At 74.8% G+C, this 21,912-nt stretch carries 20 protein-coding genes and 1 pseudogene; 9 read left to right on the top strand and 12 right to left on the bottom strand.

The window, feature by feature from the left end:
- The first annotated feature begins 156 nt into the window (after positions 1-156).
- Complete coding sequence (locus ITX44_RS37925; protein ID WP_205364010.1) at positions 157-1,131, top strand: ATP-binding protein; 975 nt, start codon at positions 157-159, stop codon at positions 1,129-1,131.
- A gap of 41 nt (positions 1,132-1,172) precedes the next feature.
- On the top strand, positions 1,173-1,565 hold the full coding sequence (locus tag ITX44_RS37930) for an SCO5389 family protein (RefSeq protein ID WP_205364011.1): 393 nt from the start codon (positions 1,173-1,175) through the stop codon (positions 1,563-1,565).
- A gap of 346 nt (positions 1,566-1,911) precedes the next feature.
- Here the strand turns inward: ITX44_RS37930 and ITX44_RS42465 are convergent, their stop codons facing one another.
- The 10 genes from ITX44_RS42465 to ITX44_RS37975 form a co-directional block, all read right to left on the bottom strand.
- Entirely contained in the window at positions 1,912-2,043 is a 132-nt protein-coding gene (locus ITX44_RS42465; RefSeq protein WP_265934379.1) for a DUF6893 family small protein, read from the bottom strand.
- A gap of 7 nt (positions 2,044-2,050) precedes the next feature.
- On the bottom strand, positions 2,051-2,962 hold the full coding sequence (locus ITX44_RS42895) for a hydrogenase maturation protease (protein ID WP_205364013.1): 912 nt from the start codon (positions 2,960-2,962) through the stop codon (positions 2,051-2,053).
- A 68-nt stretch (positions 2,963-3,030) separates the two neighbouring features.
- Positions 3,031-4,116: a hypothetical protein gene (locus tag ITX44_RS37940; protein WP_205364015.1), complete on the bottom strand. Its 1,086-nt coding sequence runs from the start codon at positions 4,114-4,116 to the stop codon at positions 3,031-3,033.
- Positions 4,113-4,835, bottom strand: a complete 723-nt coding sequence (locus tag ITX44_RS37945) for a DUF6084 family protein (protein ID WP_205364017.1) — start codon at positions 4,833-4,835, stop codon at positions 4,113-4,115. Before ITX44_RS37945 ends, ITX44_RS37940 begins: the two co-directional genes overlap by 4 nt.
- Positions 4,832-5,038 (bottom strand): hypothetical protein, encoded by a 207-nt coding sequence (locus tag ITX44_RS37950; RefSeq protein ID WP_205364019.1) that lies wholly within the window; start codon positions 5,036-5,038, stop codon positions 4,832-4,834. Before ITX44_RS37950 ends, ITX44_RS37945 begins: the two co-directional genes overlap by 4 nt.
- A 15-nt stretch (positions 5,039-5,053) precedes the next feature.
- On the bottom strand, positions 5,054-6,142 hold the full coding sequence (locus tag ITX44_RS42470; RefSeq protein ID WP_205364021.1) for a DUF5947 family protein: 1,089 nt from the start codon (positions 6,140-6,142) through the stop codon (positions 5,054-5,056).
- Positions 6,130-6,735, bottom strand: a complete 606-nt coding sequence (locus ITX44_RS37960) for a NifU-related iron-sulfur-binding protein (protein WP_205364023.1) — start codon at positions 6,733-6,735, stop codon at positions 6,130-6,132. The genes ITX44_RS42470 and ITX44_RS37960 overlap by 13 nt, the downstream gene beginning before the upstream one ends.
- Positions 6,735-8,522 (bottom strand): nickel-dependent hydrogenase large subunit, encoded by a 1,788-nt coding sequence (locus ITX44_RS37965; protein WP_205364024.1) that lies wholly within the window; start codon positions 8,520-8,522, stop codon positions 6,735-6,737. The genes ITX44_RS37960 and ITX44_RS37965 overlap by 1 nt, the downstream gene beginning before the upstream one ends.
- Before the next feature lie 63 nt (positions 8,523-8,585).
- Positions 8,586-9,638, bottom strand: coding sequence for an NADH-quinone oxidoreductase subunit B family protein (locus ITX44_RS37970; protein WP_205364025.1), 1,053 nt, complete (start codon positions 9,636-9,638; stop codon positions 8,586-8,588).
- 52 nt (positions 9,639-9,690) lie between these two features.
- Positions 9,691-11,421, bottom strand: a complete 1,731-nt coding sequence (locus tag ITX44_RS37975) for an enoyl-CoA hydratase-related protein (protein ID WP_205364026.1) — start codon at positions 11,419-11,421, stop codon at positions 9,691-9,693.
- A 153-nt stretch (positions 11,422-11,574) separates the two neighbouring features.
- Between ITX44_RS37975 and ITX44_RS37980 the strand changes: the two genes are divergently transcribed.
- The 6 genes and pseudogenes from ITX44_RS37980 to hypE all read left to right on the top strand — a co-directional run bounded on the left by ITX44_RS37980 (position 11,575) and on the right by hypE (position 18,275).
- Complete coding sequence (locus ITX44_RS37980; RefSeq protein ID WP_205364027.1) at positions 11,575-11,937, top strand: hydrogenase maturation nickel metallochaperone HypA/HybF; 363 nt, start codon at positions 11,575-11,577, stop codon at positions 11,935-11,937.
- A pseudogene (hypB, locus tag ITX44_RS41925) lies at positions 11,937-12,665 on the top strand (hydrogenase nickel incorporation protein HypB); the annotation flags it as partial. The gene ITX44_RS37980 and the pseudogene hypB, both read left to right, overlap by 1 nt.
- A gap of 524 nt (positions 12,666-13,189) precedes the next feature.
- Entirely contained in the window at positions 13,190-15,691 is a 2,502-nt protein-coding gene (hypF, locus tag ITX44_RS37990) for a carbamoyltransferase HypF (RefSeq protein WP_205364029.1), read from the top strand.
- Positions 15,692-15,752: 61 nt separating this feature from the next.
- Positions 15,753-16,121 carry a HypC/HybG/HupF family hydrogenase formation chaperone gene (locus tag ITX44_RS37995; protein WP_205364032.1) on the top strand — a complete coding sequence of 123 codons (369 nt, stop codon included), beginning with the start codon at positions 15,753-15,755 and terminating at the stop codon, positions 16,119-16,121.
- Positions 16,118-17,221 carry a hydrogenase formation protein HypD gene (hypD, locus tag ITX44_RS38000; RefSeq protein ID WP_205364034.1) on the top strand — a complete coding sequence of 368 codons (1,104 nt, stop codon included), beginning with the start codon at positions 16,118-16,120 and terminating at the stop codon, positions 17,219-17,221. The genes ITX44_RS37995 and hypD overlap by 4 nt, the downstream gene beginning before the upstream one ends.
- A gap of 64 nt (positions 17,222-17,285) precedes the next feature.
- Positions 17,286-18,275 carry a hydrogenase expression/formation protein HypE gene (gene hypE, locus ITX44_RS38005; protein WP_205364051.1) on the top strand — a complete coding sequence of 330 codons (990 nt, stop codon included), beginning with the start codon at positions 17,286-17,288 and terminating at the stop codon, positions 18,273-18,275.
- 31 nt (positions 18,276-18,306) lie between these two features.
- On the opposite strand, the gene ITX44_RS38010 is transcribed toward hypE, so the two are convergent.
- Positions 18,307-19,224, bottom strand: coding sequence for a phosphorothioated DNA-binding restriction endonuclease (locus ITX44_RS38010; protein WP_205364037.1), 918 nt, complete (start codon positions 19,222-19,224; stop codon positions 18,307-18,309).
- An 87-nt stretch (positions 19,225-19,311) separates the two neighbouring features.
- Here ITX44_RS38010 and ITX44_RS38015 point away from each other — a divergent pair, with 87 nt between their 5' ends.
- Positions 19,312-20,784, top strand: a complete 1,473-nt coding sequence (locus tag ITX44_RS38015) for an SDR family oxidoreductase (RefSeq protein ID WP_205364039.1) — start codon at positions 19,312-19,314, stop codon at positions 20,782-20,784.
- Positions 20,785-20,844: 60 nt separating this feature from the next.
- On the opposite strand, the gene ITX44_RS38020 is transcribed toward ITX44_RS38015, so the two are convergent.
- The coding region (locus tag ITX44_RS38020) for a DEAD/DEAH box helicase (protein ID WP_205364041.1) at positions 20,845-21,912 on the bottom strand (1,068 nt) is incomplete at its 5' end.

A 21,912-nucleotide genomic window follows, 5' to 3' on the forward strand; every position in this document is an offset into this window, starting at 1 on the left:
CGCCCTGCGGGCGGCGCCAGGAGAAACGACGCCTTCGAGGCCGGCGCGCATCCCCCATTGGAGGGATTCGACTTGACGACGGATCAGCGGCCGGGCCAAGCTCACCGTATTGAAAGTCGTTTCCATTTCCATGTGTACGGAGCGGGGTGATGGGCTGTGAAAATCGCCTTCGTGGGCAAGGGCGGCAGCGGCAAGACCACGCTGTCCGCGCTGTTCGCCCGGCATCTGGCCGCCGCCGGCGACACCGTGGTCGCGGTGGACGCCGACATCAACCAGCACCTCGGGGTGGCCCTCGGGCTGGCGGAGGACGAGGTGCCGGCGCTGCCCGCGCTGGGCGCCCGGCTGACCCCGATCAAGGAGTACCTGCGGGGCGACAATCCGCTGATCGAGTCGGCCGCCGCCATGGTGAAGACCACGCCGCCCGGCCGCGGCTCCCGACTGCTGGTGCCCGGTGGCGACGACCCGATCCACGGCCTGGCCCGGCGGGTGGACGGGGTGCTGCTGCTGGTCACCGGCGCCTTCGCGGCGGAGGACCTGGGCGTGGCCTGCTACCACGCCAAGGTCGGCGCGGTGGAGCTCTACCTCAACCACCTGGTGGACGGCCCCGGCCGGCACGTGGTGGTCGACATGACGGCCGGCGCCGACGCCTTCGCCTCGGGCCTGTTCACCCGCTTCGACCTGACCTTCGTCGTGGCCGAACCCACCCGCAAGGGCATGTCCGTCTACCGTCAGTACCGGGACTACGCGGCCGAGTACGGCATCGCGCTCGCCGTCGTCGGCAACAAGGTGACCGGCCCGGACGACATCGCCTTCCTGCGCGAGCAGGCCGGTGACGACCTGCTCGCCTGCGTGGCGCACTCGCGCTACGTCCGCGCCCTCGACCAGGGCGGCCACGCCTCCCTCGACGGCCTCGAGCCGGTCAACCGGGCCGCCCTGGACCTGCTGCGGACCGCGATGGAGGCCCGTACGAAGGACTGGGCCGCCTTCCAGGAGCAGGCCGTCGCCTTCCACCTGAAGAACGCCGCGGCCTGGGCCGACCGCGCCACCGGCCAGGATCTGTCCCGCCAGGTCGACCCCGGCTTCCGGCACGGCCCGCGGGCCCTGCTCGCCCAGGCACCGGCCCCGGCCTGATCCCCCCACCCGCAACAATCCTCGAACCGAACGGATCCGCCATGTCGCTCGACGTCTCCCCCGCCCTGCTCGCCGAGGCCGAGGCCGGACCGGTCGACGAAGCCGCCTTCGTCGACACCGTCCGCACCTCCCTGCCGTACGCGTACGACCTGATCGCCGGCCTCACCCGCACCCTGGGCGCCGGCTCGGCCCCCTTCGCCGACAACACCGAGCCCCCGGCGAGCGAGGCCCAGCGCGGCCAATTGCTGCGCGCCCTGTCCAGCGACGCCATCCGCGGCAGCCTGGAACGCCACTTCGGCGTCCGCCTCGCCTTCCAGAACTGCCACCGCGTCGCCGTCTTCCTCCCCGGCACCGAATCCGCCGCCCCTTACCAGGAATTCACCTCCCTGCGCGCCCAGGTGCTCAACCAGTCCCCGGAACTGCGGGACTGCTGAGGGTCCCCTGCGGGGTGCGCAGGAAAAGGGTGAGCCGGGCAGGCCCGGACCCAGGGGGTCGAAGGGTGCCTGCCCGGCCGGGGCGCGTTGCGCGTGGTTCGGGGGCGGTGTTGCGGCCGAGCCTCGTCCGCGCCTGCCGGCGACGAAGCGCGGGCGTTGGGGCCGGCCCGGTGGGTCGTACGGTCGCCTGCCGGGCCGGTGGCCCGTCCGGTCCGCGCCGCCGGGCGCCGCATCGCGTCCGTCGGGCGCGGCGCCGTGGACTTGTCGCTGCCCGGTACGTGCCGTGGAACGGGGGCCGGGGGCTGGGGGCCGGCTCGGGCGGAACCGGCGCCCGGCCCGCGGCTTCTCACATCGACTTGAGCTTCAGGTAGCGGCGGATTTCCGGGGCGGTGCCCATGGCGAGGGCGAGGAAGGCGACCGCGAGGGCCGCGGTGGTGGCGCGGACGACGCCGGGCGGGATGAGGATGCCGTTCTTCATGGCGTGATCACCTCCTTCCGGCTGCGGTGAGGAGGTCGGCGAGGAGGGTGTGGACGAACGGGACCGAGCGGTCGACCGCCTCGCGGACCGGATCGCTGAGGGCGACCACCACGTCGGGGTCGTCGCCGGCCATCCGGACCTGGGGCTCGCAGCCGACGACCAGGACACGCGGCAGGGCGCCGCCGCCCAGGGTGCGGGCCAGCGCGAGCACCTTGACCGGGTCCATGGCGTGGGCCTCGGGGGCTGCGCCGGACGGCAGCGCGTCCGGGTCGGGCTCGATGACGCTGAGAGTGCCGGGGGGTTCGCCGTGCGGGGCGGCGTCCAGCAGCACCACTGTGTCGTAGCCGTCCAGCATCCGGTACGCCAGGTCCATCCCGCGGATGCCGAAGTCGGCCACGTGCACGCCCTCCGGCAACTCGGTCCGGGCGAGCGCGGCCGCGGCCGCGGGCCCGAAGCCGTCGTCGGCGAGGAAGACGTTGCCGACGCCCGCCACCAGGACCCGCGTCCTCGGCGGCGCGGCGGCGGCGCCGGGCGGGCCGGCCGGTTCCAGCTCCTCGGGCGAGAAGAAGAAGCGGTGGCCGATCTGGACCGCGGCGCCCAGGTCCCGCCCGGGGTCCCCGTCCAGCACGACCGCGACGTGCACCTGCCCGTCCAGGTCCTCCTCGACCGCGGTCACCTCGGCCGTGCGCCCGGCCAGCGCCAGATCGAGGATGTCGGCGCTGCGCGACGGGCGCAGCCGCACCTTGCTGCCGGGGCGGAAGGGGTTGGCGCTCAACGGGCCGCTGATCGGCGTGCTGGACGTGCCGCTGCCCGGAGCGCCGGCCGAGCCGCTGGGTGCGGCGCCGGCCGGCGTGCCGGCCGGGGTGCCCTGCGCCGTGCTCAGTGCGGTGTCGGCGAGGCCGCTCGCCGGTGTACTCATCGGTCCGCTCCCCGGCGTGCTCGTCGTACCGCTCGCAGGCATGCTCACCGCGCTCCTCGTCGACTCGCTCACCGCGCCTCCCCCGCCCCGGCGAGTCCGCGCAGCTCGCGGAATTCCCGGATCGTGCCGTGCAGCGCCATCAGGCCGTCGCCGGACAGGGCCGCGCAGCGGTCCAGGATCTCCCGGGCGCGCGGGTCGGTGGCGCGGGCCTCGGCCTGCTCCTCCTCGGTGAGGCTGAGCACGCTCAGCACCAGCAACTGGTCGATCTCGGTGCCGTCGAAAAGGTCGCCGGGGCTCTCCGGGGCCACCCGGGGGAAGTCGTAGAGGGTGACCGGCGAGGACAGCACGGTGGTGGCGCGGCCGTCGCCGGTGTCACGCCCGACCAGCACCGGCCAGGTGCCCTGCTGGCGGCAGCCCGCCGCGGCCTCGGCCAGCGGCCGCGGAGGGGCGAGCAGCGAGACGAACCGGCCGCCGGAGCTGTGCAGCACGGTGTGGGTGGACACGAAGGCGTGGGCCGCGGCCTCCTCGCGGGCGCCGAGGGCACCCGGCGACGGCGCCGGGCAGGGCGTGGTGTTGGCGATCCGCACCGTCAGCCGCCGCACCCCGTCCGCGACCGGTTCCGCGGTGACCTCGACCGTGCCGGTCAGCGGCTGCCAGCTCCGTACCAAGCAGGCGCCGCCGGGCAGCGGTTCGGTGGCGGTGCCGGCCGGCACGTCGATCGCCGCGGTGCCCGGCCCGCCGGCCAGCACGGTCTCGCGTTCGGTGGCCTCCTGCCAGGAGACGTACGTGCGTCCGTCCACGGTGAGTTCGGCGACCGGCTCGGGTCCGCCGGGTCCGTCCCGCAGCACCGTGCGGTCCACCACGTGCAGGAACCGTACGCGGACGGTCAGGTCGCGGTCGTCGCCCTCGTACAGCACCTGCGTGGTCATCGTGCCGGGCTCGCCCAGCGGTGCCGCGCAGGCGGGCGGGAAGACGCCGCCGAAGGTCCAGCGCTTGGTGTTCTTCAGCGCGGACCGGCGGTAGGGCCACAGCAGATAGCCCTCGTAGAGGCAGGTCCGCACGATCTTCTCGACCTCGACCTCGACCTCGGCCCGGACCTGAGCCGCGTCTTCGGTGCCGCCGGGCGGCAGGGGATCGGTGGTGGTGTCAGTCATTCCGGTTCCGGGTCGTGGTGGGGGGCGCGGGCGAGCAGGGCGGCGACGGCCTCGTCGGGGGTGCGCAGGACGTGGCGGGCGCGGTAGGCGTCGAGGCGTTCGTACGTGTCGTGGGACAGCCGCAGCCAGGGGCCGCCCGCGTGGTAACGGCCGGTCAGGGCGTGCCAGCGGTCGGCCGGTAGCGCGTACGCCGCCTCGCCGGACCACGGGATCCGCCCGGCCCGCAGGGCCCGGTCCGGGCCGTGGTGGAAGACGGTGCCGCTGAACAGGAAGTCCAGCGGCACGTCCCCGTCCCGCACCGCTCGCAGGTACTTGGTGACCGCGAGTTCGGTGTCGTACGAGCAGGCGACCGGGAGATCGGCGGTGGTACGGGTGTCGAAAGCCGGCACGTGCACGGTGGTACGGGCCCAGGTCAGCGGGCGCAGCGCGGTGGCCCACTGGTCGGGCAGGCCGAACAGCTCGGCCAGCGCGCGGCGTTCGTCGGGTCCGTAACGGCGGCGGGCCACGTCGATCCGTACGTCCGCGGTCAGCGCGAGCGAGGCGATCGCGGGGCCGCCGGTGCGGGTGATCTCCAGGCGGAAACGGAGCGTGGGCACGGCGGCGTACCGCTCCTCCTCGGCGCCGGTGACCGCGAAGGCCAGCCCGGGGACCGCTCCCGCTCCCGTGGCGGGGGGAGCGGGCGCGGCTGCGGGGGCGGTGACGTGGGGCGTGGCCGTCATGCCGGCGACAGGTTCGGCATGTCGGGCAGCACGGGATTGCGGTGCCTGGCGTTGATGCCGGTGGAGCGGCGCGCGGTGGACAGGTTGTTGCGGCGGTGTCCGGGCTGCCGCTTGCGGCCGCCCTGGTGGTTGCCGCGGCGGACCCCCGCCACGTGGGCGGGCCGGTCGGGTGTCACATCGGGCTTTCCTACGGTGATGCCCATGACGCCTCCTCGGGGTCAGGTGCGGTGAGCCGCGTTGAGGGCTCGGAAGAAGTCGTCGATCCGCTGCCACACCTCGTCGCCGCCGCCCAGGCCCTTCCAGTGTGCTCGGACCAGCGCGACCAGGCGGTAGCAGTCGTCCAGCGGGACCAGCCAGTGCTCGGCCGCGCCACGGGCCCGGTGCACCAGCAGCGCGGTCACCTCCGCGGGCAGCTCCGGCAGCGCCGAATGGCAACGGGCCAGCTCGCGCCAGCTCTCCGCCGCCACGGTGAACCGCACCGCCCCCAGCGGACTCGGATACGCGGCCGTGATCGCCCCCGACTCCGCCGAACGAGTGAAGAAGGCCAGCCCGACCGGGATGCCCAGCGCCGCCCACACGGTGTCGTCGATCGCGCAGCCGTCCAGCCGCTGCCGCGTCTCGGGCAGCGCGAGGTAGCCGCGGTGGGGCGTGGCTTCGGAGCTTCTGGGGGCGGTGGTGTGGCCGGCGGGGCCGCCGGTGCCGGGGGTGCGGCCGGGCTCGGGGCCGCCGGTGTCGGGGGCGAGGTCGCGGGTGCTGTCGGGCCCGTGGTCGTACGCCGCCTCCGGCCGCGAGCCGCCGGTGTCGGTGGCGAGGTCGCGGGTGCTGTCCGGCCCGTGGCCGCCGGTGGCCGCCGACTCGCCGTGGCCGGTACCGCCGACAGCGCCGGGCGCGACGTGCCCGGTGGCATCGGGCCCGCCGCAGCCCTCCGGTCCGATGTGGCCGGCCGCACCGGGCCCGGAACCGCTTGCCGCCTCCGGCCGCGAGCCGCCGGTCGCGCCCGGCCCGATGCCGGGCGAGGACTCCGGCCCGAACAGCAGCGCGCAGGCCCGGCAGGCGCAGGCCACGCTTCCGTCGGCCGGGCGCAGCAGGTGCCGGTGCCCGGCCGGCAGCGGCTCCGCGCACAGCTCGCACCGCTCCGGCGCGTCCTCGGCCTGCGCCCCGGCCGCTCGGCCCGCCGCCTGCCGGGCCAGCCGCCGCAGGCCGCCGCCGGCGGTTACCGCAGCGGCCGCGGGCCCGGAGCGCGCCGCGGACAGGGCGTCCGCTCCGGTCGCGCCCGTTGCCGCCGGTCCGCCCGTCACGGTGTGCACGCCGCCTCCTGCCCGGGCGGGCGCGCGGGCCCGGGAGCGGACCCGGGAGGACCCGCACTCGCGCCCCCGGAGTCACGGAAGAGCGCCGACACCGGGATCAGGGCCTCCGGGGCGGCGGTTGTCACCTGGACGTCCTCGATCTCGGGGGCCCGGGCCGCGAGGGCGTCGCGGACGGTCTGTTCGGCGGCCTGGGCGCCGCAGCCGGGGCGGACGGCGAGGCGGACCGCGGTGTCGGTGAGTTCCAGCAGCTCGGGCGGGTCGGGCAGGGCGGCCAGGGCGGCGCGGACACGGGTGGCGACCGGGTCCGGGTGCAGGTCGTGGACGAGCAGCAGGTGGCCGACGAGCTGATCGTCGGCCAGGGCGCGCAGCGCCTGCTCGCCGCCGTGCGCCGACAGGTGGCCGGTGATCCGGGCCAGGCACTCCCCGTACAGGCCGACCAGCGCCTCGACGGCGGCGCCGGCGCGGGCCGCCGCGCGGTTGTCGGGCAGCGTGTCCAGGGCGGACAGCAGCTCCTCGGCCTCGATCACCCGGCGCCGGGTGACCTCGTCGTCCCGGGTCTCCCGGTCCTCGCGGGCCGTCGCGGGCGCGCTCATCAGGCCAGCGCGCCGAACGTCGGCGAGTGGGACTGGGTGAGGGTGCGTCCGCCGCCCAGGTACATGTGCACCCCGCACGGCAGGCACGGGTCGAAGCTGCGCACCGTGCGCATGATGTCGATGCCCTTGAAGTTGTCCGGGCCGTTCTCCTCGAAGATCGGGCAGCCCTGCACCGCGTCCTCGTACGGGCCGGGCGTGCCGTAGAAGTCGCGCGGGCTGGCGTTCCACGGGGTCGGCGGATAGGGGTGGTAGTTGGCGATCTTGCCGTCGCGGATCACCATGTGATGGCTGAGCACCCCGCGCACCGCCTCGTGGAAGCCGCAGCCGATCGCGTCCTTGGGCACGGTGAAGTCCTGGAACACCTTGGTGCGCCCGGCCCGCACCTCGTTCAGCGCCTGGTCCACGAAGTGCAGCGCCATTCCGGCCGCGTAGGCCACGAAGTACATCCGGGCCCGGTTGCGCTCCAGCGTGTTGGGGAAGGGCGGCGGGGTCCACTCCAGGCGCACCTCGGGCGAGGTGGGGGTCTTCGGCAGGTCGATCTGCACGCTGTGCCCGGTGGACCGCACGTACGGGGTGTTCACCTTGCCGGCCAGCGCGGTCGACCACAGCCGCGCGATGGGGCCGCCGCCGGTGTCGAGCGCCAGGTGCTCGTTGGTGCGCCGGTCCAGCCAGCGCGGGCTCATCACCCAGCTGTAGTTGCCGCCGTCCAGGTCGCGTTTCTGCGGCGCGGGCAGCGTGGTCTGGTTCCACGGGTGCCGCTTGTCGACCGGGTTGCCCAGCGGGTCCTTGTCGACGAAGGTCTCCTCGCCGGTCCAGTCCTGGTAGTAGGAGCTGCCCAGCAGGATCCGCATGCCGAGGTTGATGTCCACCAGGTTGGTGGTGACCAGCTCGTTGTCCACGACGATGCCGGGCGTGACGAACATGCGGTTGCCCCACTCGTTCATCCGCGCGTAGCTGTAGTCGACGATCTCCGGGTCCTGGAACGCGCCCCAGCAGCCCAGCATCGTGCGGCGCCGGCCGACCTCCTGGTAGCCGGGCAGCGCCTCGTAGAAGAAGTCGAAGACGTCGTCGTTCATGGCCACCGCCCGCTTGACGAAGTCCAGGCAGCGGGTGAGGCGGACCAGGTAGTCGGTGAACAGCTGCGGGGTGGCCACGGTGCCGACGCCGCCCGGGTAGAGCGTGGAGGGGTGCACGTGCCGGCCCTCCATCAGGCAGATCATCTCCCGGGTGAGCCGGCTCATCACCAGCGCCTCCTTGTAGGTGGCGCCCTCGAAGGGGTTGTACGAGCGCATGATGTCGCCGATGGTGCGGTGCCCGTGCTGCTCGCCGTGCGGCGCCGGGGTGCGCTCGGCCCGCTCCCACACGCCCGGGTTGGTCTCCTTGACCATGCGTTCGCAGTAGTCGACGAAGACCATGTTGTCCTGGAAGATCGTGTGGTCGAACATGTACTCGGCGGCCTCGCCGAGGTTCACGATCCACTCCGCGAGCGGCGGCGGCTTGACGCCGTAGGCCATGTTCTGGGCGTAGACCGAGCAGGTGGCGTGGTTGTCGCCGCAGATGCCGCAGATGCGGCTGGTGATGAAGTGCGCGTCCCGCGGGTCCTTGCCCTTCATGAAGACGCTGTAGCCGCGGAAGATGGACGAGGTGCTCCTGCACTCGACCACCTCGCGGGCGTTGAAGTCGATCTTCGTGTAGATGCCCAGGTTTCCGACGATCCTGGTGATCGGGTCGAAGGCGACCTCGGTGAGGGTACGCGGCTGCGCCGGGGCGGCCTGTCTCGTCGTCACTGGACGGGTTCCTTTCGTACGGAGGGCGGGGCGCGGGGCGGGGCGCGGGATGCGGCGTGCGGGTCAGCGGCCGGGCCAGCGGGGGGCGAAGCCCGAGGTCAGCTCGGTGCGGTTGTGGCGCCACTTGGGCTCGCGGTTGACCGACCGGTTGGTGATCGCGCGCAGGGTGCGCACCATCGGCCCGTAGGAGGAGGCGAGCAGGCCGGAGGACAGGCTGCCGCCGGGCGGCTCGTCCATGAACGGCATGAACTTGTCGGGGAAGCCGGGCATGGTGCAGCCGATGCAGATGCCGCCCACGTTCGGGCAGCCGCCCACCCCGTCCATCCAGCCGCGCTTGGTGACGTTGCAGTTCACCACCGGGCCCCAGCAGCCCACCTTCACCTGGCACTTGGGCGAGTTGTAGTCCTTGGCGAAGTCGCCCTGCTCGTAGTACGCGGCGCGGTCGCAGCCCTCGTGCACGGTCTTGCCGAACAGCCAGGTGGGCCGCAGTTGCTCGTCCAGCGGGATCGGCGGGGCCATTCCGGCGGCCTGGTAGAGCAGCCAGGTGACGGTCTCCATGAAGTTGTCCGGCTGCACCGGGCAGCCCGGCACGTTGACGATCGGCAGCCCGGCCGCCGAGCGGAAGTCCCAGCCGAGGTAGTCGGCCAGGCCCATGCAGCCGGTCGGGTTGCCGGCCATCGCGTGGATGCCGCCGTAGGCCGCGCAGGTGCCGATCGCGACCACCGCGAACGCCCCGGGGGCCAGCTTGTCGATCCAGGCGTTGAAGGTGATGGGCTCGCCGGTGTCCGGGTCGTTGCCCATCGACGTCCAGTAGCCGTCGCCGTTGATCCGCTCGTTGGGCACCGAGCCCTCCACGACGAGCACGTACGCGCCCAGCTCGCCGGCCGCCGCCTGGCGGAACGCGCGGGTGAAGTCGTCACCGCTCTCGTAGCTGAGCACCTTGTTGTGCAGGACCACCTTGGGCAGGCCCGGGATCGCGCCCAGGACCACGTCCTCCAGGCTGGGCAGCGAGGCGGCGGTGACCGAGACGGTGTCGCCGTCGCAGCTCATGCCCTCCGAGGTCCACAGGATGTGGACCTCCTCCACGGCCTCGGGGGCCGGCGCTACGGTGCTCATGGCGCTTCCTTTCCGGTCGTGGGCCCCCTGGGAAGGCTGGCATGTCTCATACTTACCGACAATTCGGACAAGCTGTGCGAGTGATGTCCTCGCGCAGGTGGTCCGGCGTGCCGCGCACCGGCCGCTTGCGCACGAAGGCGGCGCGCAGCGCGTGGTACGGCGCCGCCGGGTCGTCGAACACCGCCCGCATCCGGGCCAGTTCGGCGGCGCGGTAGGCCCGCAGCGGGCGCACCGCCTCGTCGCGCTCCCGGGCCGCCTTCTTCTCGCCGAGCCGGACCGCCAGGTCCGCGGACGTGGCCAGGTGCTCGGCCGTCCCGGCGACGCGCTCGGCGAACTGCGCCGGTCCGCAGTCCAGCACCCGGTCCACCAGGCCCAGCGACAGCGCGCAGGCCGCGGTGACCGGCAGCGCCCGCGCGGTCAGCCGTTCGGCCGTACGCGCGCCGACCCAGCGCGGCAGGGTGTACGTCCACAGCTCCGATCCGTACAGCCCCATGAGCCGGTAGTGCGGGTTGAGCACGCTGCCCGACCTGCACCACACCTCGTCGGCGGCCAGCGCCAGCATCAGCCCGCCGGCCGCCGCGTTCCCGGCGAGCGCCGCCACCACCAGCTTGTCCGTGGTGGTCAGGATCTCCTCCACCAGGTCGTCCATCGCCTCGATGGTCGCCAGCGACTCGGCCGCCGGATCGGCGGCGGCCTCGATCAGGCCCAGGTGGATGCCGTTGGAGAAGAAGTCCCGGGCCCCGCCCAGCACCAGCACCTCCACCGGCCGGGCCCGGGCCGCCCGGTACGCCGCGAGCAGCCGCCGGCAGTGGTCCGCGCCCATGGCCCCGCCGGGGAAGCCGAACCGCAGGAAGCCGGTCCGGCCGCGCTCCTCGTACGTGATGTCGGACCAGCCACCGCTGTCGTACGGCTGCGTCAGCCCCGGTACGTACGCCGGCAGGTCCGGCACGTCCGGCGGGAGGCGGTCGCCGAGGGCGACGGCCGCCGGGAGCTTGACCGGCACCGGGCCGCCGGGCGTGCGGCGGGCGCGCAGTTCGGGGATCCACACCGCGCCGTCGCGGGTGGCCCGGCACAGGGCGCCGGCCCGGGTGGCGAGCGGCGCGCCGGGCGGGCCGGTGAGGCGGTGCTCCGGCCGGCCGCCGTGCAGATACCACTCACCGCCGAGAAAGGCGTCCAGCACGCCCGGCCGCGAGTCGGCGGCCCGCAGCTTGCGCAGCACCGCCTCGGTGGGGTCCCGCTCCCAGTCGATGCGCCGCTCCTCCTGGGCGAGGTAGGGCCGCCAGACGTGGGACGGCGGATCGGCCGGCACATGGCCGCCGGCGGCGAACCGTTCCACCGCCGCCAGCACCGCCGTCAGGGCCGCGTCCGCCAGCTCGCCCCGGTAGAGGTCGCTCTTGCCCACGTCCGGCGGCACCGCGAAGTCCGCCGCCGCCCACACCGGCCCGGCGTCCATGGCGGCCACCGCCTGGAGCACGGTCACCCCCCAGCGCGGCACCCGTTCCTGCACGGCCCGGTCCAGTGCGGACGGCCCGCGGTCGCCCGGCGGGCCCGGGTGCACCACCAGGCACGGGTACGCCCGCCAGACCGGCTCGGGAATGGCGCTGGTCAGCATCGGTGCGAGCACCAGCTCGGGGTCGTGCCGGCGGACCGCGGCGGTCAGCCGGTCGTCGTCGTCCCTGACGGCCAGTTCGACCGCCACCGGGTGGCCGCGGTGCCGCAGTTCGGCGTGCACACGCTGGGTCAGGCTGTTGAACGCGCTGGCGAGCAGCAGGATCCGGGTCACGCCGCGATGGTCCGGGCCGCCGCGGGCCGGCCGGGTCAGGCGCGCCCGCGCCGGCCGCCCGCTTGCGCCACCCGGGCGGAAAACCGGCGGACATGCCGTCAGGGCCGCCGCCGCTGCCCGGCCGCGATCCGGGCGCTGCCTACGGTGACGGGGATGCACGAACTGTCGATCGCCGCCTCGGTGGTGGAGAGCGCGCAGGACGTGGCGCACCGCCTCGGCGCCGACCGCGTCGAGGCCGTGACGCTGCGGATCGGCGCGCTCGCGGGCGTCGTCGCCGACGCGCTGCGGTTCTCCTTCGCGCTGGTCGCGGAGGGCACCGCGCTCGACGGCGCCGAGTTGGTGATCGAGGAGATCCCGGCGCGCGCCCGGTGCGGGGGCGACGGCGGCTGCGGAACCGAGTTCGCGGTCGGCTCGCCGCCCGCGCTGTGGTGCCCGGCGTGCGCGCGGCCGGCCACGGACGTGCCGGCCGGGCGCGAACTGGAGCTGGTGGAGGTACGAGTGGCAGGGAGCGCGTGATGTGCCGGAGCGTCGCGGTACGGCAGGCGGTGCTGGCGAAGAACGACGGTCTCGCGGCCGGGCTGCGCGCCCGGCTGGCCGAGCGCGGCGTCACCGCCGTCAACCTGCTGTCCAGCCCGGGCAGCGGCAAGACCGCGCTGCTGGAGCTGGTGCTGCGCCGTGCCCTGGAACGCGGCACCGCGGCCGCCGCCCTCACCGCGGACCTGGCCACCGAGAACGACGCGACGCGGCTGGCCCGCTCCGGCGCCCCGGTCAAGCAGGTGCTCACCGGCGGGCTGTGCCACCTGGAGGCCGCCCAGCTCGGCGCCCTCCTCGACGGCTGGCTGCCGGACCGCACCCGGCTGCTGTTCGTGGAGAACGTCGGCAACCTCGTCTGCCCCGCCTCCTACGACCTCGGCGAGACGCTGCGGATCGCCCTGATGTCGGTGACCGAGGGCGAGGACAAGCCGCTGAAGTACCCGACCGCCTTCGGCACCGCGCACCTGGTCGTCCTCACCAAGACCGACCTCGCGGCCGCGGCCGGCTTCGACGAGGCCGCCTTCACCGCGGCCGTCCAGCAGGTCAACCCCGGCGTGGAGGTGGTCCGCACCTCCGCCCGTACGACACTGGGCGCCGACACCCTTCTCGACCGCGTCCTGTCGATCGCCGCCGGCGCCGCCCCCCACCGCCCGCTGCTGGCCGCGGACCACCTGAGCCGGCACGGTCACGACCACGGCCCGGACGGGGAACACGTGTTCGCGCCTGCCCACGAGGGGACGGACGGAATCGCCGAGGTCTTCGGCGGGCGGGACCGGCACGAGGGCGGCCACGGGCACGGGCACGGCCATCCGGGGTACGGCGACGGCACCGGTCATGGCGACCACGTCGGCCACGAGCACGGGTTCGTACCGGACGGGCCCGCGGACGTGTCCGGTCGGCCGGACCGCCACGAGCACGGGCACGATCACCCGGGGCAGGGCGGCCACGAGTACGGGTTCGTACCGGACGGGCCCGCGGACGCGTTCGGTCGGCCGGACCGCCACGAGCACGGGCACGATCACCCGGGGCAGGGCGGCCACGAGCACGGGTACGTACCCGACGGGCCGGGTCACGCGCGGGTCGCCCTCGCCCACCACGACACCACCGGGCCCGGCGGGCATGCGCCCGGGTCGGCGGACGGCGGTCCGTACGGCCACGGCCGGCACCGGCCGGGCGGGGAGCCCGGGTTCGGGGCCGGGGACGCGGCCGCCCATGGTCCCGGGCCCGCATCCGTATGACCAGCGGGACCGTCAGCCGGGTGCGGCGCCGGGTCACCGTGCGCGGGACCGTGCAGGGCGTGGGGTTCCGGCCCTTCGTGCACCGGCTGGCGAGTGGGCTGGCGCTGAGCGGCTTCGTCCGCAACGGCGCGCAGGGCGTGGTCGCCGAGGTCGAGGGGACGCCGGAGGCCGTCGCGCGGTTCTGCGAGCTGCTGCGCGAACGGCCGCCGCCGCTGGCGGACGTACGGGAGGTGGCGTACGAGGACGTGCCGGCCGGTGCGGGTGCCGGCGAGGGCTTCCTCATCGAGACGACCGACACCGGCACCGATACCGACAGCGGCCCCGGCGGCGGACCGCTGATCCCGCCGGACACCGCGGCCTGTGCGGACTGCCTGCGGGAGCTGGCCGACCCGGCCGACCGGCGGCACCGGCACCCGTTCGTGACCTGCACCTACTGCGGGCCGCGGTTCACCATCGCGACCGCCCTGCCGTACGACCGGGCCAGCACCACGATGGCCGCCTTCCCGCTGTGCCGGCGGTGTGCCGCGGAGTACGCCGATCCGGCCGACCGCCGCTTCCACGCCCAGCCGGTGGCGTGCCCCGACTGCGGGCCCACTGTGCGGCTGACGGTGGGCGGGCGGCAGGAGGCGGCCGGCGGGCAGGCGCTGGCCCGGGCCCGGCGGCTGCTGGCGCGCGGCGCGATCGTGGCCGTCAAGGGCCTGGGCGGCTACCACCTGGCCTGCGATGCGACCGACGGGCGCGCGGTGGCGGCCCTGCGCGCCCGCAAGGAACGCGGCGGCAAGCCGTTCGCGGTGATGTGCGCCGACCTCGCGACTGCCGAGCGCCTCGCCCACGTCAGCGCCGCCGAACGCGCGGTGCTCACCGGCCGGCGCGCCCCCGTGGTGCTGCTGCGCCGCCGCGAGGGCGCCGCCTGGATCGACGCGCAGGTGTGCCCCGGCAGCCCGGACGTCGGGGTGATGCTGCCGTACACCCCCCTGCACAGGCTGCTGTTCGGGCTGCCCGGCGACCCGCCCGGCCCGCGGGTGCTGGTGATGACCAGCGGCAATCGTTCCGGCGAGCCCATCGTCACCGACGACGCCGAGGCACTGACCGCGCTGGCCGGGATCGCCGACGCCTGGCTGTGGCACGACCGGGCCGTCGAGGGCCCCTGCGACGACTCGGTGGTGCGGGTGCGGCCCGACGACGGCAGCGAGGTCGTACTGCGCCGCTCGCGCGGGTACGTGCCCGAGCCGGTCGGGCTGCCGTTCCCGGTGGTCCCCGCGCTCGCGGTGGGCGGCGACCTGAAGAACGCGCTGTGCCTGGGGGCCGGGGACAGCGCCTGGTTCTCCCCGCACATCGGCGACATGGGCGCGCTGGAAACCGTCCGTTCCTTCGAACGGGCCGCCGCGCGGCTGTCCGCCCTGACCGGGGTGACCCCCGGCCTGCTCGCCGCCGACCGGCACCCCGGCTACCACTCCGCGCGCTGGGCCCGCCGCCGCGCCGCCGTCACCGGGCAGCCGCTGCGGCTGGTGCAGCATCATCACGCGCACGTGGCCGCCGTGCTGGCCGAGAACGGCGTTTCCGGTACCGACCCGGTGATCGGCGTCGCCTTCGACGGCACGGGCTACGGCGAGGACGGCGCCGTGTGGGGCGGCGAGGTGCTGCTCGCGCGCGGTACGGACTTCCGCCGCTTCGCCCACCTGCGGTACGTCCCGCTGCCCGGCGGCAACGCGGCCGTCGCCAACCCCTGCCGGACCGCGCTGGCCCACCTGCGCGCCGCCGGCCTGCCCTGGGACCCCGCCCTGCCCTGCGCCGCGGCCTGCGCGCCCGGCGAACTGCGGCTGCTGGAACGGCAGTTGGACCGGGGCGCGGCATGCGTGCCCACCTCCAGCATGGGCCGGCTGTTCGACGCCGTCGCCTCCCTGACCGGGGTGTGCCACCGGGCCGGGTACGAGGCGCAGGCCGCGATCGAACTGGAGGCGGCCGCGGCGCGGGTGTGGGGGCGGGAGGGCGGCGCGTACGCGTTCGGGACCGGGCGCGGGGCGGGGGCGGGGACGTTCGGTGCGGCGGGTCCGGGGCCGGGTCCGATGCCGGGTCCGATGCCGGGTCCTGGGCCGAACCCGCCGTACCCGCCGGGGGAATCGGGGCCGTACCTGGCGTATGCACCGGGCTCGACCGACTCCGTGCCGGGGCCGGGCGTCGTGCTCGACCCGGGGCCGGTGCTGGCCGCGATCGTGGGCGACCTGCGGCGCGGGGTGCCGGTGCCGGTGATCGCCGCCCGGTTCCACCGGGCGGTGGCCGTCGCCGTGGCGGCGGTGTGCCGGGCGGCGCGGGCGGAGACCGGGGCGGACACGGCCGCGCTGTCCGGCGGGGTGTTCGGCAACGCCCTGCTCGACCAGGAGTGCGCCGCGCTGCTGGCGGCCGACGGCTTCACGGTGCTGCGCCACCGGCGGGTCCCGCCGGGCGACGGCGGCCTGGCCCTCGGCCAACTGGCCCTGACGGCACGGGCGGAGCCGTGACGGGCCGCCCGAGGTCGTGGGGGAGACGAGCGATGACCACCAGAGGAGAGGGAGAGGTCGCATGTGCCTGGCCGTACCCGGACGGGTGACCGGGATCGAGGACCGGGACGGCACGCGCATGGCGCGGGTCGACTTCGGCGGAGTGGAGAAGGACGTGTGCCTGGCCTATGTGCCGGACGCCGAGGTGGGCGAGTACGTCATCGTCCACGTCGGCTTCGCGCTCCAGAAGCTGGACGAGGCCTCGGCCCGGGCCTCGCTGGAGCTGTTCGAGCAACTGGGCCTGCTGGAGGAGGAGTTCGGCGATCCCTGGCGGCAGGCCGAGACGGAGTCCGGGGCTGAGGCGGAGCCCGGGGCTGTGACCGGGGCCGAGGCATCGGCCGCGACATGGGCCGCGGTCCCGAAGCCCGTGGAGAAGGAGGGCGCGCGATGAAATTCATCGAGGAGTTCAACGACCCGGAGCTGGCCCATCGGCTGCTGGACGACATCCATGCCACGGTCACCCGGCCCTGGGCGATGATGGAGGTCTGCGGCGGCCAGACCCACTCCATCATCCGGCACGGCCTCGACCAGCTCCTGCCCAAGGAGGTCGAGCTGATCCACGGCCCCGGCTGCCCGGTCTGCGTCACCCCGCTGGAGATGATCGACAAGGCGCTGGCCATCGCCTCGCGCCCCGAGGTGATCTTCTGCTCGTTCGGCGACATGCTGCGGGTGCCCGGCACCGGCCGCGACCTGTTCCGGGTCAGGGGCGAGGGCGGCGACGTCCGGGTGGTGTACTCCCCGCTCGACGCGCTCGCCATCGCCCGCCGCCACCCCGACCGGCAGGTCGTCTTCTTCGGCATCGGCTTCGAGACCACCGCCCCGGCCAACGCCATGGCCGTGTACGAGGCCAGGCGCCAGGGGATCACCAACTTCAGCCTGCTGGTCTCGCACGTGTGCGTGCCGCCCGCCATCGAGGCGATCATGCAGTCTCCCGACTGCCGGGTGCAGGCGTTCCTGGCGGCCGGTCATGTGTGCAGCGTGATGGGCACCGCCCAGTACCCGGAGCTGGCCGAGCGCCACCGGGTGCCGATCGTGGTCACCGGCTTCGAGCCGCTGGACATCCTGGAGGGCGTGCGCCGCACCGTACGGCAGCTCGAACGCGGTGAGCACCGGGTGGAGAACGCGTATCCGCGGGCCGTGCGCGCGGAGGGCAACCCGGCCGCCCTGCGCATGATCGAGGAGGTCTTCGAGTCCGCCGACCGGGCCTGGCGCGGCATCGGCACCATCCCGGCCAGCGGCCTGCGGCTGTCCGCGGCCTTCCGGGCGTACGACGCCGAGGAGCGCTTCGACGTCGGCGAGGTGCGGACCGCCGAGCCCGCCGAGTGCCGCAGCGGCGAGGTGCTCCAGGGGCTGCTCAAGCCGCACGAGTGCGCGGCCTTCGGCACCACGTGCACGCCGCGCACCCCGCTGGGCGCGACCATGGTGTCCAACGAGGGTGCCTGCGCCGCGTACTACCTCTACCGGCGGCTGGAGGTGGCTCCCGTTGGCTGAGCACGTGATCGAGCCGGAGGGCTGGTCCTGCCCGGTGCCGTTGCGCGAGCACCCGGTGGTGGTGATGGGCCACGGCGGCGGGGGGCTGCTGTCCGCCGAGCTGATGACCCATCTGTTCGCGCCCGCCTACGGCAACGAGACGCTGGCCGGGCTCGCCGACTCCGCCGTGCTCTCGCTCGGTGGCGCGCGGCTGGCCTTCTCCACCGACTCCTACGTCGTACGGCCGCTGTTCTTCCCCGGCGGCAGCATCGGCGACCTGGCCGTCAACGGGACCGTCAACGACCTGGCCATGAGCGGCGCGCGGGCGGCGTACCTGTCCTGCGCGTTCATCCTGGAGGAGGGCACCGACCTGACGGTGGTCGGCCGGGTCGCCCAGGCGATCGGGACCGCGGCCGTGGCGGCCGGCGTCACGGTGGCCACCGGCGACACCAAGGTCGTCGAGACCGGCCACGGCGACGGGATCTACCTCAACACCGCCGGCATCGGCCTGGTCCCCGCCGGCGTCGACATCCGCCCGCAGCGGGCCACCCCGGGCGACGTGGTGATCGTCAGCGGCCCGGTCGGCGCGCACGGGGTGGCCGTGCTCAGCATGCGCGAGGGCCTGGAGTTCGGCGCCGACGTGGTCAGCGACACCGCCCCGCTCGGCGGCCTGGTCGCCGCCATGCTGGCCGTCACCCCCGACCTGCACGTGCTGCGCGACCCCACCCGCGGGGGCCTGGCCGCCTCACTCAACGAGATCGCCACCGCCTCCGGCACCGGCATCGAGATCGGCGAACGCTCCGTGCCCGTCCCCGAACCGGTCGCCGCGGCCTGCGCCTTCCTCGGCCTCGACCCCTTCTACGTCGCCAACGAGGGCCGCCTGGTCGCCTTCGTACCACCTGACCACGCCGACGCCGTCCTCGCCGCGATGCGCGACCACCCCCAGGGCGCGGGCGCCGCCGTCATCGGCACCTGCGTCCCCGAGCACCCCGGCCTCGTCGTCGCCCGCACCCCCCTCGGCACGACCCGCCTGCTCGACCTCCCCCTGACCGAACAGCTCCCCCGCATCTGCTGACGTCCTCCTCCCCGTCCCGCCGGCCCGCTTGCTACGCGCCGGCGGGACGTACGGTGTCCGCCGCCGGCCGCGGATCGCCCTGGAACACCTGCCCGGCGTGCCAGGCCCGGTGCCCCTCGGCTATCCGCGGCCGCCCCGGCTGCGGCCCCAGCAGCGGCCGCCCGGCCAGCGTGACGACCTGGTCCCGGGCGGCCGGGCTGTGCCCGACGAACCGGTGCGAGACCATCACCTCGTACGCGGCGCTCACCCCGAGCACACCCTTGTCGAACAGCTTGTGGTGCAGCGAGCACAGGCACAGCGCGTTGTCCACATCGTCCGGCCCGTCCAGTGCCCACCACCTCACGTGCGCCGCCTCCAGCCCGACCGGCACCCTGCCGATCCGGCCGTCGTAGCCGCAGAAGGCGCACCGGTACTCGTACGCGATCAGCACCCGCTCGCGTACCGCCGGGTCCCGTTGCCGTTGCCGCTGCCCGGGTACCGGCGCCGGCGTCCCGTCGTACTCCAGGTCCAGCCCCACCGCCTGGCACAACTCGCCGTGCAGGGACGGCGGGAAGTGCAGGTCCAGCAGCGTGCGCGCGAGGCGTCCCAGCAGGTCCGGCTCCCGCCGCAGATCCGCCGCCAGCTCCGGGACCAACTGCCCGGCGGCCCCCGACTCCCGCAGCTCCCGCACCCCGCTGCCAGGACTCCCGCTCCCGTGATCGGTCCGCACCTGCCACACCCCGTCGCTCACCAAATGGTGGAACGGATACGCCGGCGTCGTCTTCCGCCCCGGGCCGTACTCCGCCAGCAGCTCCTTCAAGTCCTCCTCGACGGCGCCGTACACCAACTCGCCGCCCCCCTCCCGCTGAAACCGCCCCAACGCGTACAGCACCAGCAACGGCTTGTGCGGCGCCCGCACCCCGTTGGCGGACCACTGTCTGAGCCCCGCCACCCGCCCCACCCAGTCCATGCCGGCGATCCTAGGCGCCGCGGGGTCCCGGTTGCGGGGGGCGCGGGGGGAGCTGAGCATGGCGGGGAGGGACGGCGGGAGGTGTGGGTGAGGGTGCGGTGTCTGGTGACCGGGGGGAGCGGGTACATCGGGGGGCGGCTCGTGCCGGAGCTGCTGGGGGCGGGGGAGGAGGTGCGGTGTCTGGCGCGGACGCCGGAGAAGTTGCGGGACCATCCGTGGGCCGGTCGGGTGGAGGTGGTGCGCGGGGACGTGACGGACGAGGGCGCGGTGGGGGCCGCGATGGCGGGGGTGGACGTCGCGTACTACCTGGTGCACGCGCTGGGCACCGGGAAGGGGTTCGAGGAGACCGACCGGCGGGCGGCGCGGATCTTCGGGGAGCGGGCGCGGGCCGCGGGGGTGCGGCGGATCGTCTACCTGGGCGGGCTGACGCCGGCCGGGGTGCCCGAGCGCGAGCTGTCGCCGCACCTGCGGTCGCGTGCCGAGGTGGGCCGCATTCTGCTGGACTCCGGTGTGCCGACGGCGGTGCTGCGGGCCGCGGTGATCATCGGATCGGGTTCGGCGTCGTTCGAGATGCTGCGCTATCTGACCGAACGGCTGCCGGCGATGGTCACCCCGGGCTGGGTCCGCACCCGTACCCAGCCGATCGCCGTACGGGACGTGCTGCGGCTGCTGGTGGGCTGCGCGCGGCTGCCGGACGACGTGAACCGCACCTTCGACATCGGCGGCCCGGACGTCGTCACGTACGAGGACATGATGCGCCGGTACGCGGCCGCCGCGAATCTGCGCCGGCGCGTGATCGTGCCCGTACCGCTGCTCACGCCGCGGCTGTCCAGCCTGTGGGTGGGCCTGGTCACGCCGGTGCCGGGCGCCATCGCGCGCCCGCTGGTGGAGTCGCTGCGGCACGAGGTGGTGTGCGGCGAGCACGACATCGAGCGCTACGTGCCCGATCCGCCGGACGGCCGGGCCGGGCTGGACCGTGCCATCGCGCTGGCCCTGCAACGGGTGCGGGACGCCGACGTGGCCACCCGCTGGTCCTCCGCCGCCACGCCCCGCGCCCCCAGCGACCCGCTGCCCACCGACCCCGGCTGGGCCGGCGGCAGCCTCTACCGCGACCGCCGCGAACGTACCGTCGACGCCTCGCCGCAGGCCCTGTGGCAGGTCCTGGAGGGGATCGGCGGCGAGAACGGCTGGTACTCCTCGCCGCTCGCCTGGTCGCTGCGCGGCTGGCTGGACACCCTGGTCGGCGGGGTGGGCCTGCACCGCGGCCGCCGCGACGCCGCCCGGCTGCGGGTCGGCGACAGCCTCGACTTCTGGCGCGTGGAGGAGATCGACCCCGGCCGGCTGCTGCGCCTGCGCGCCGAGATGCGGCTGCCGGGGCTGGCCTGGCTGGAGCTCACGGTCGACCGCGACGGGGACGGCCGCACCCTGTACCGGCAGCAGGCCCTCTTCCACCCGCGCGGCCTGGCGGGGCACGCCTATTGGTGGGGCGTGGCGCCCTTTCACGCGGCCGTCTTCGGGGGGATGGCGCGCAATATCGCCGCGGCGGCGGAGGGAGGGTGAGGCCGCTTCGGGGGGTTCGGCGGGGAGGGTGAGGTCGCTTCGGGGGCTCGGTGGGGGGTGTTACGGCGACAGGGGGCGCCGGTCCGCGGGTTCGGCCAGGGCCGCTTCTTCGATTCCGGCGCCGATCTCGCCCCGCGCCGTAGCGGAAGCCTCTTTTCCCGCCAGCCGCAGCTGCTCCTCCTCCACGATGCGCCGGGCCAGGGAGCCGTCCGAGACGTCCACGGCGTCGGGCGTGGCCTCGGCGACGTCGCTGCGCCGGGCGTAGGCGTCGAACAGGCGGGACTTGCCGGCCAGGATCTCCACCAGCCGCTGGTCCACGCCGGTGGTGGCGAGCAGCCGGTGGACCTGGACCGGGCGGACCTGGCCCATGCGGTGGGCGCGGGCCACCGCCTGCTGCTCGATGGTCGGCTTGACCTGCGGCTCGCACAGGATCACCACGGAGGCCGCTTGGAGGTTGAGGCCCACCCCGCCGGCCTCGATCTGGGCGAGCAGCACCGCGTGGCCCGGGGCGGCGGTGAACTCGTCGACCAGGGCCTGCCGCCCAGCGGGCGGCACGCTGCCGGTGAGCGGTCCGTGCACCGGTGACGCCTGCTGGAGCGCGTTTTCGACGGCGCCCAGCACATCGCGGAAGTAGGAGAAGACCACGACCTTCAGGCCGTCCGCCGCCGCCTCGGCGACCAGCTCGCGCAGCCGCTGAAGCTTCGCCGAGGTCGCGGGGCGCGCGTACGCGGCCCTGCGCATGGCCATGAAGTTCCCGGCGAGCACCGCCTCGCGGTAGGCGTCCAGGTCGGCGGCGCCCAGCTCCTGCCACTCGTCGGTCGCCACCACCGGGGGCAGCTCGGTGAGCACGTCCTCCTGATTGCGCCGCAGGTACGCGGGGGCCACCGCGGTACGGAACGCCTGCGAGCCGGCCACACCGTCCGCGGCCTCGATGTCCGGTACGAGCGAGGGCTGGAGGTACGCGACGAGGTTGCGGAATTCCGCGACGCGGTTCTCCATGGGGGTGCCGGTCAGGAACAGGACCCGTTCGCAGTGCGCGGCCCAGTCGGCGACGGCCTGCGACCTGCGGGCGTCGGGGTTCTTCACGTAGTGGGCCTCGTCGACGACGAGCATGGCCGGGGGGAGGGG

The sequence above is a fragment of the Actinacidiphila acididurans genome, from assembly GCF_016918855.1.
GTDB classification, from domain to species: Bacteria; Actinomycetota; Actinomycetes; order Streptomycetales; family Streptomycetaceae; genus Actinacidiphila; species Actinacidiphila acididurans.

Excerpts from the sequence above, each read along its gene's own strand:
- ITX44_RS42465 (WP_265934379.1), bottom strand. The coding sequence starts at position 2,043 with ATGAAGAACGGCATCCTCATCCCGCCCGGCGTCGTCCGCGCCACCACC.
- hypF (WP_205364029.1), top strand. The coding sequence starts at position 13,190 with ATGACCAGCGGGACCGTCAGCCGGGTGCGGCGCCGGGTCACCGTGCGC.
- hypE (WP_205364051.1), top strand. The coding sequence starts at position 17,286 with ATGGGCCACGGCGGCGGGGGGCTGCTGTCCGCCGAGCTGATGACCCAT.
- ITX44_RS42895 (WP_205364013.1), bottom strand. The coding sequence starts at position 2,962 with ATGAGTACACCGGCGAGCGGCCTCGCCGACACCGCACTGAGCACGGCG.
- ITX44_RS37980 (WP_205364027.1), top strand. The coding sequence starts at position 11,575 with ATGCACGAACTGTCGATCGCCGCCTCGGTGGTGGAGAGCGCGCAGGAC.
- ITX44_RS37930 (WP_205364011.1), top strand. The coding sequence starts at position 1,173 with ATGTCGCTCGACGTCTCCCCCGCCCTGCTCGCCGAGGCCGAGGCCGGA.
- ITX44_RS37950 (WP_205364019.1), bottom strand. The coding sequence starts at position 5,038 with ATGGGCATCACCGTAGGAAAGCCCGATGTGACACCCGACCGGCCCGCC.
- ITX44_RS37945 (WP_205364017.1), bottom strand. The coding sequence starts at position 4,835 with ATGACGGCCACGCCCCACGTCACCGCCCCCGCAGCCGCGCCCGCTCCC.
- ITX44_RS37940 (WP_205364015.1), bottom strand. The coding sequence starts at position 4,116 with ATGACTGACACCACCACCGATCCCCTGCCGCCCGGCGGCACCGAAGAC.
- ITX44_RS38010 (WP_205364037.1), bottom strand. The coding sequence starts at position 19,224 with ATGGACTGGGTGGGGCGGGTGGCGGGGCTCAGACAGTGGTCCGCCAAC.
- ITX44_RS37960 (WP_205364023.1), bottom strand. The coding sequence starts at position 6,735 with ATGAGCGCGCCCGCGACGGCCCGCGAGGACCGGGAGACCCGGGACGAC.
- hypD (WP_205364034.1), top strand. The coding sequence starts at position 16,118 with ATGAAATTCATCGAGGAGTTCAACGACCCGGAGCTGGCCCATCGGCTG.
- ITX44_RS37995 (WP_205364032.1), top strand. The coding sequence starts at position 15,753 with ATGTGCCTGGCCGTACCCGGACGGGTGACCGGGATCGAGGACCGGGAC.
- ITX44_RS37970 (WP_205364025.1), bottom strand. The coding sequence starts at position 9,638 with ATGAGCACCGTAGCGCCGGCCCCCGAGGCCGTGGAGGAGGTCCACATC.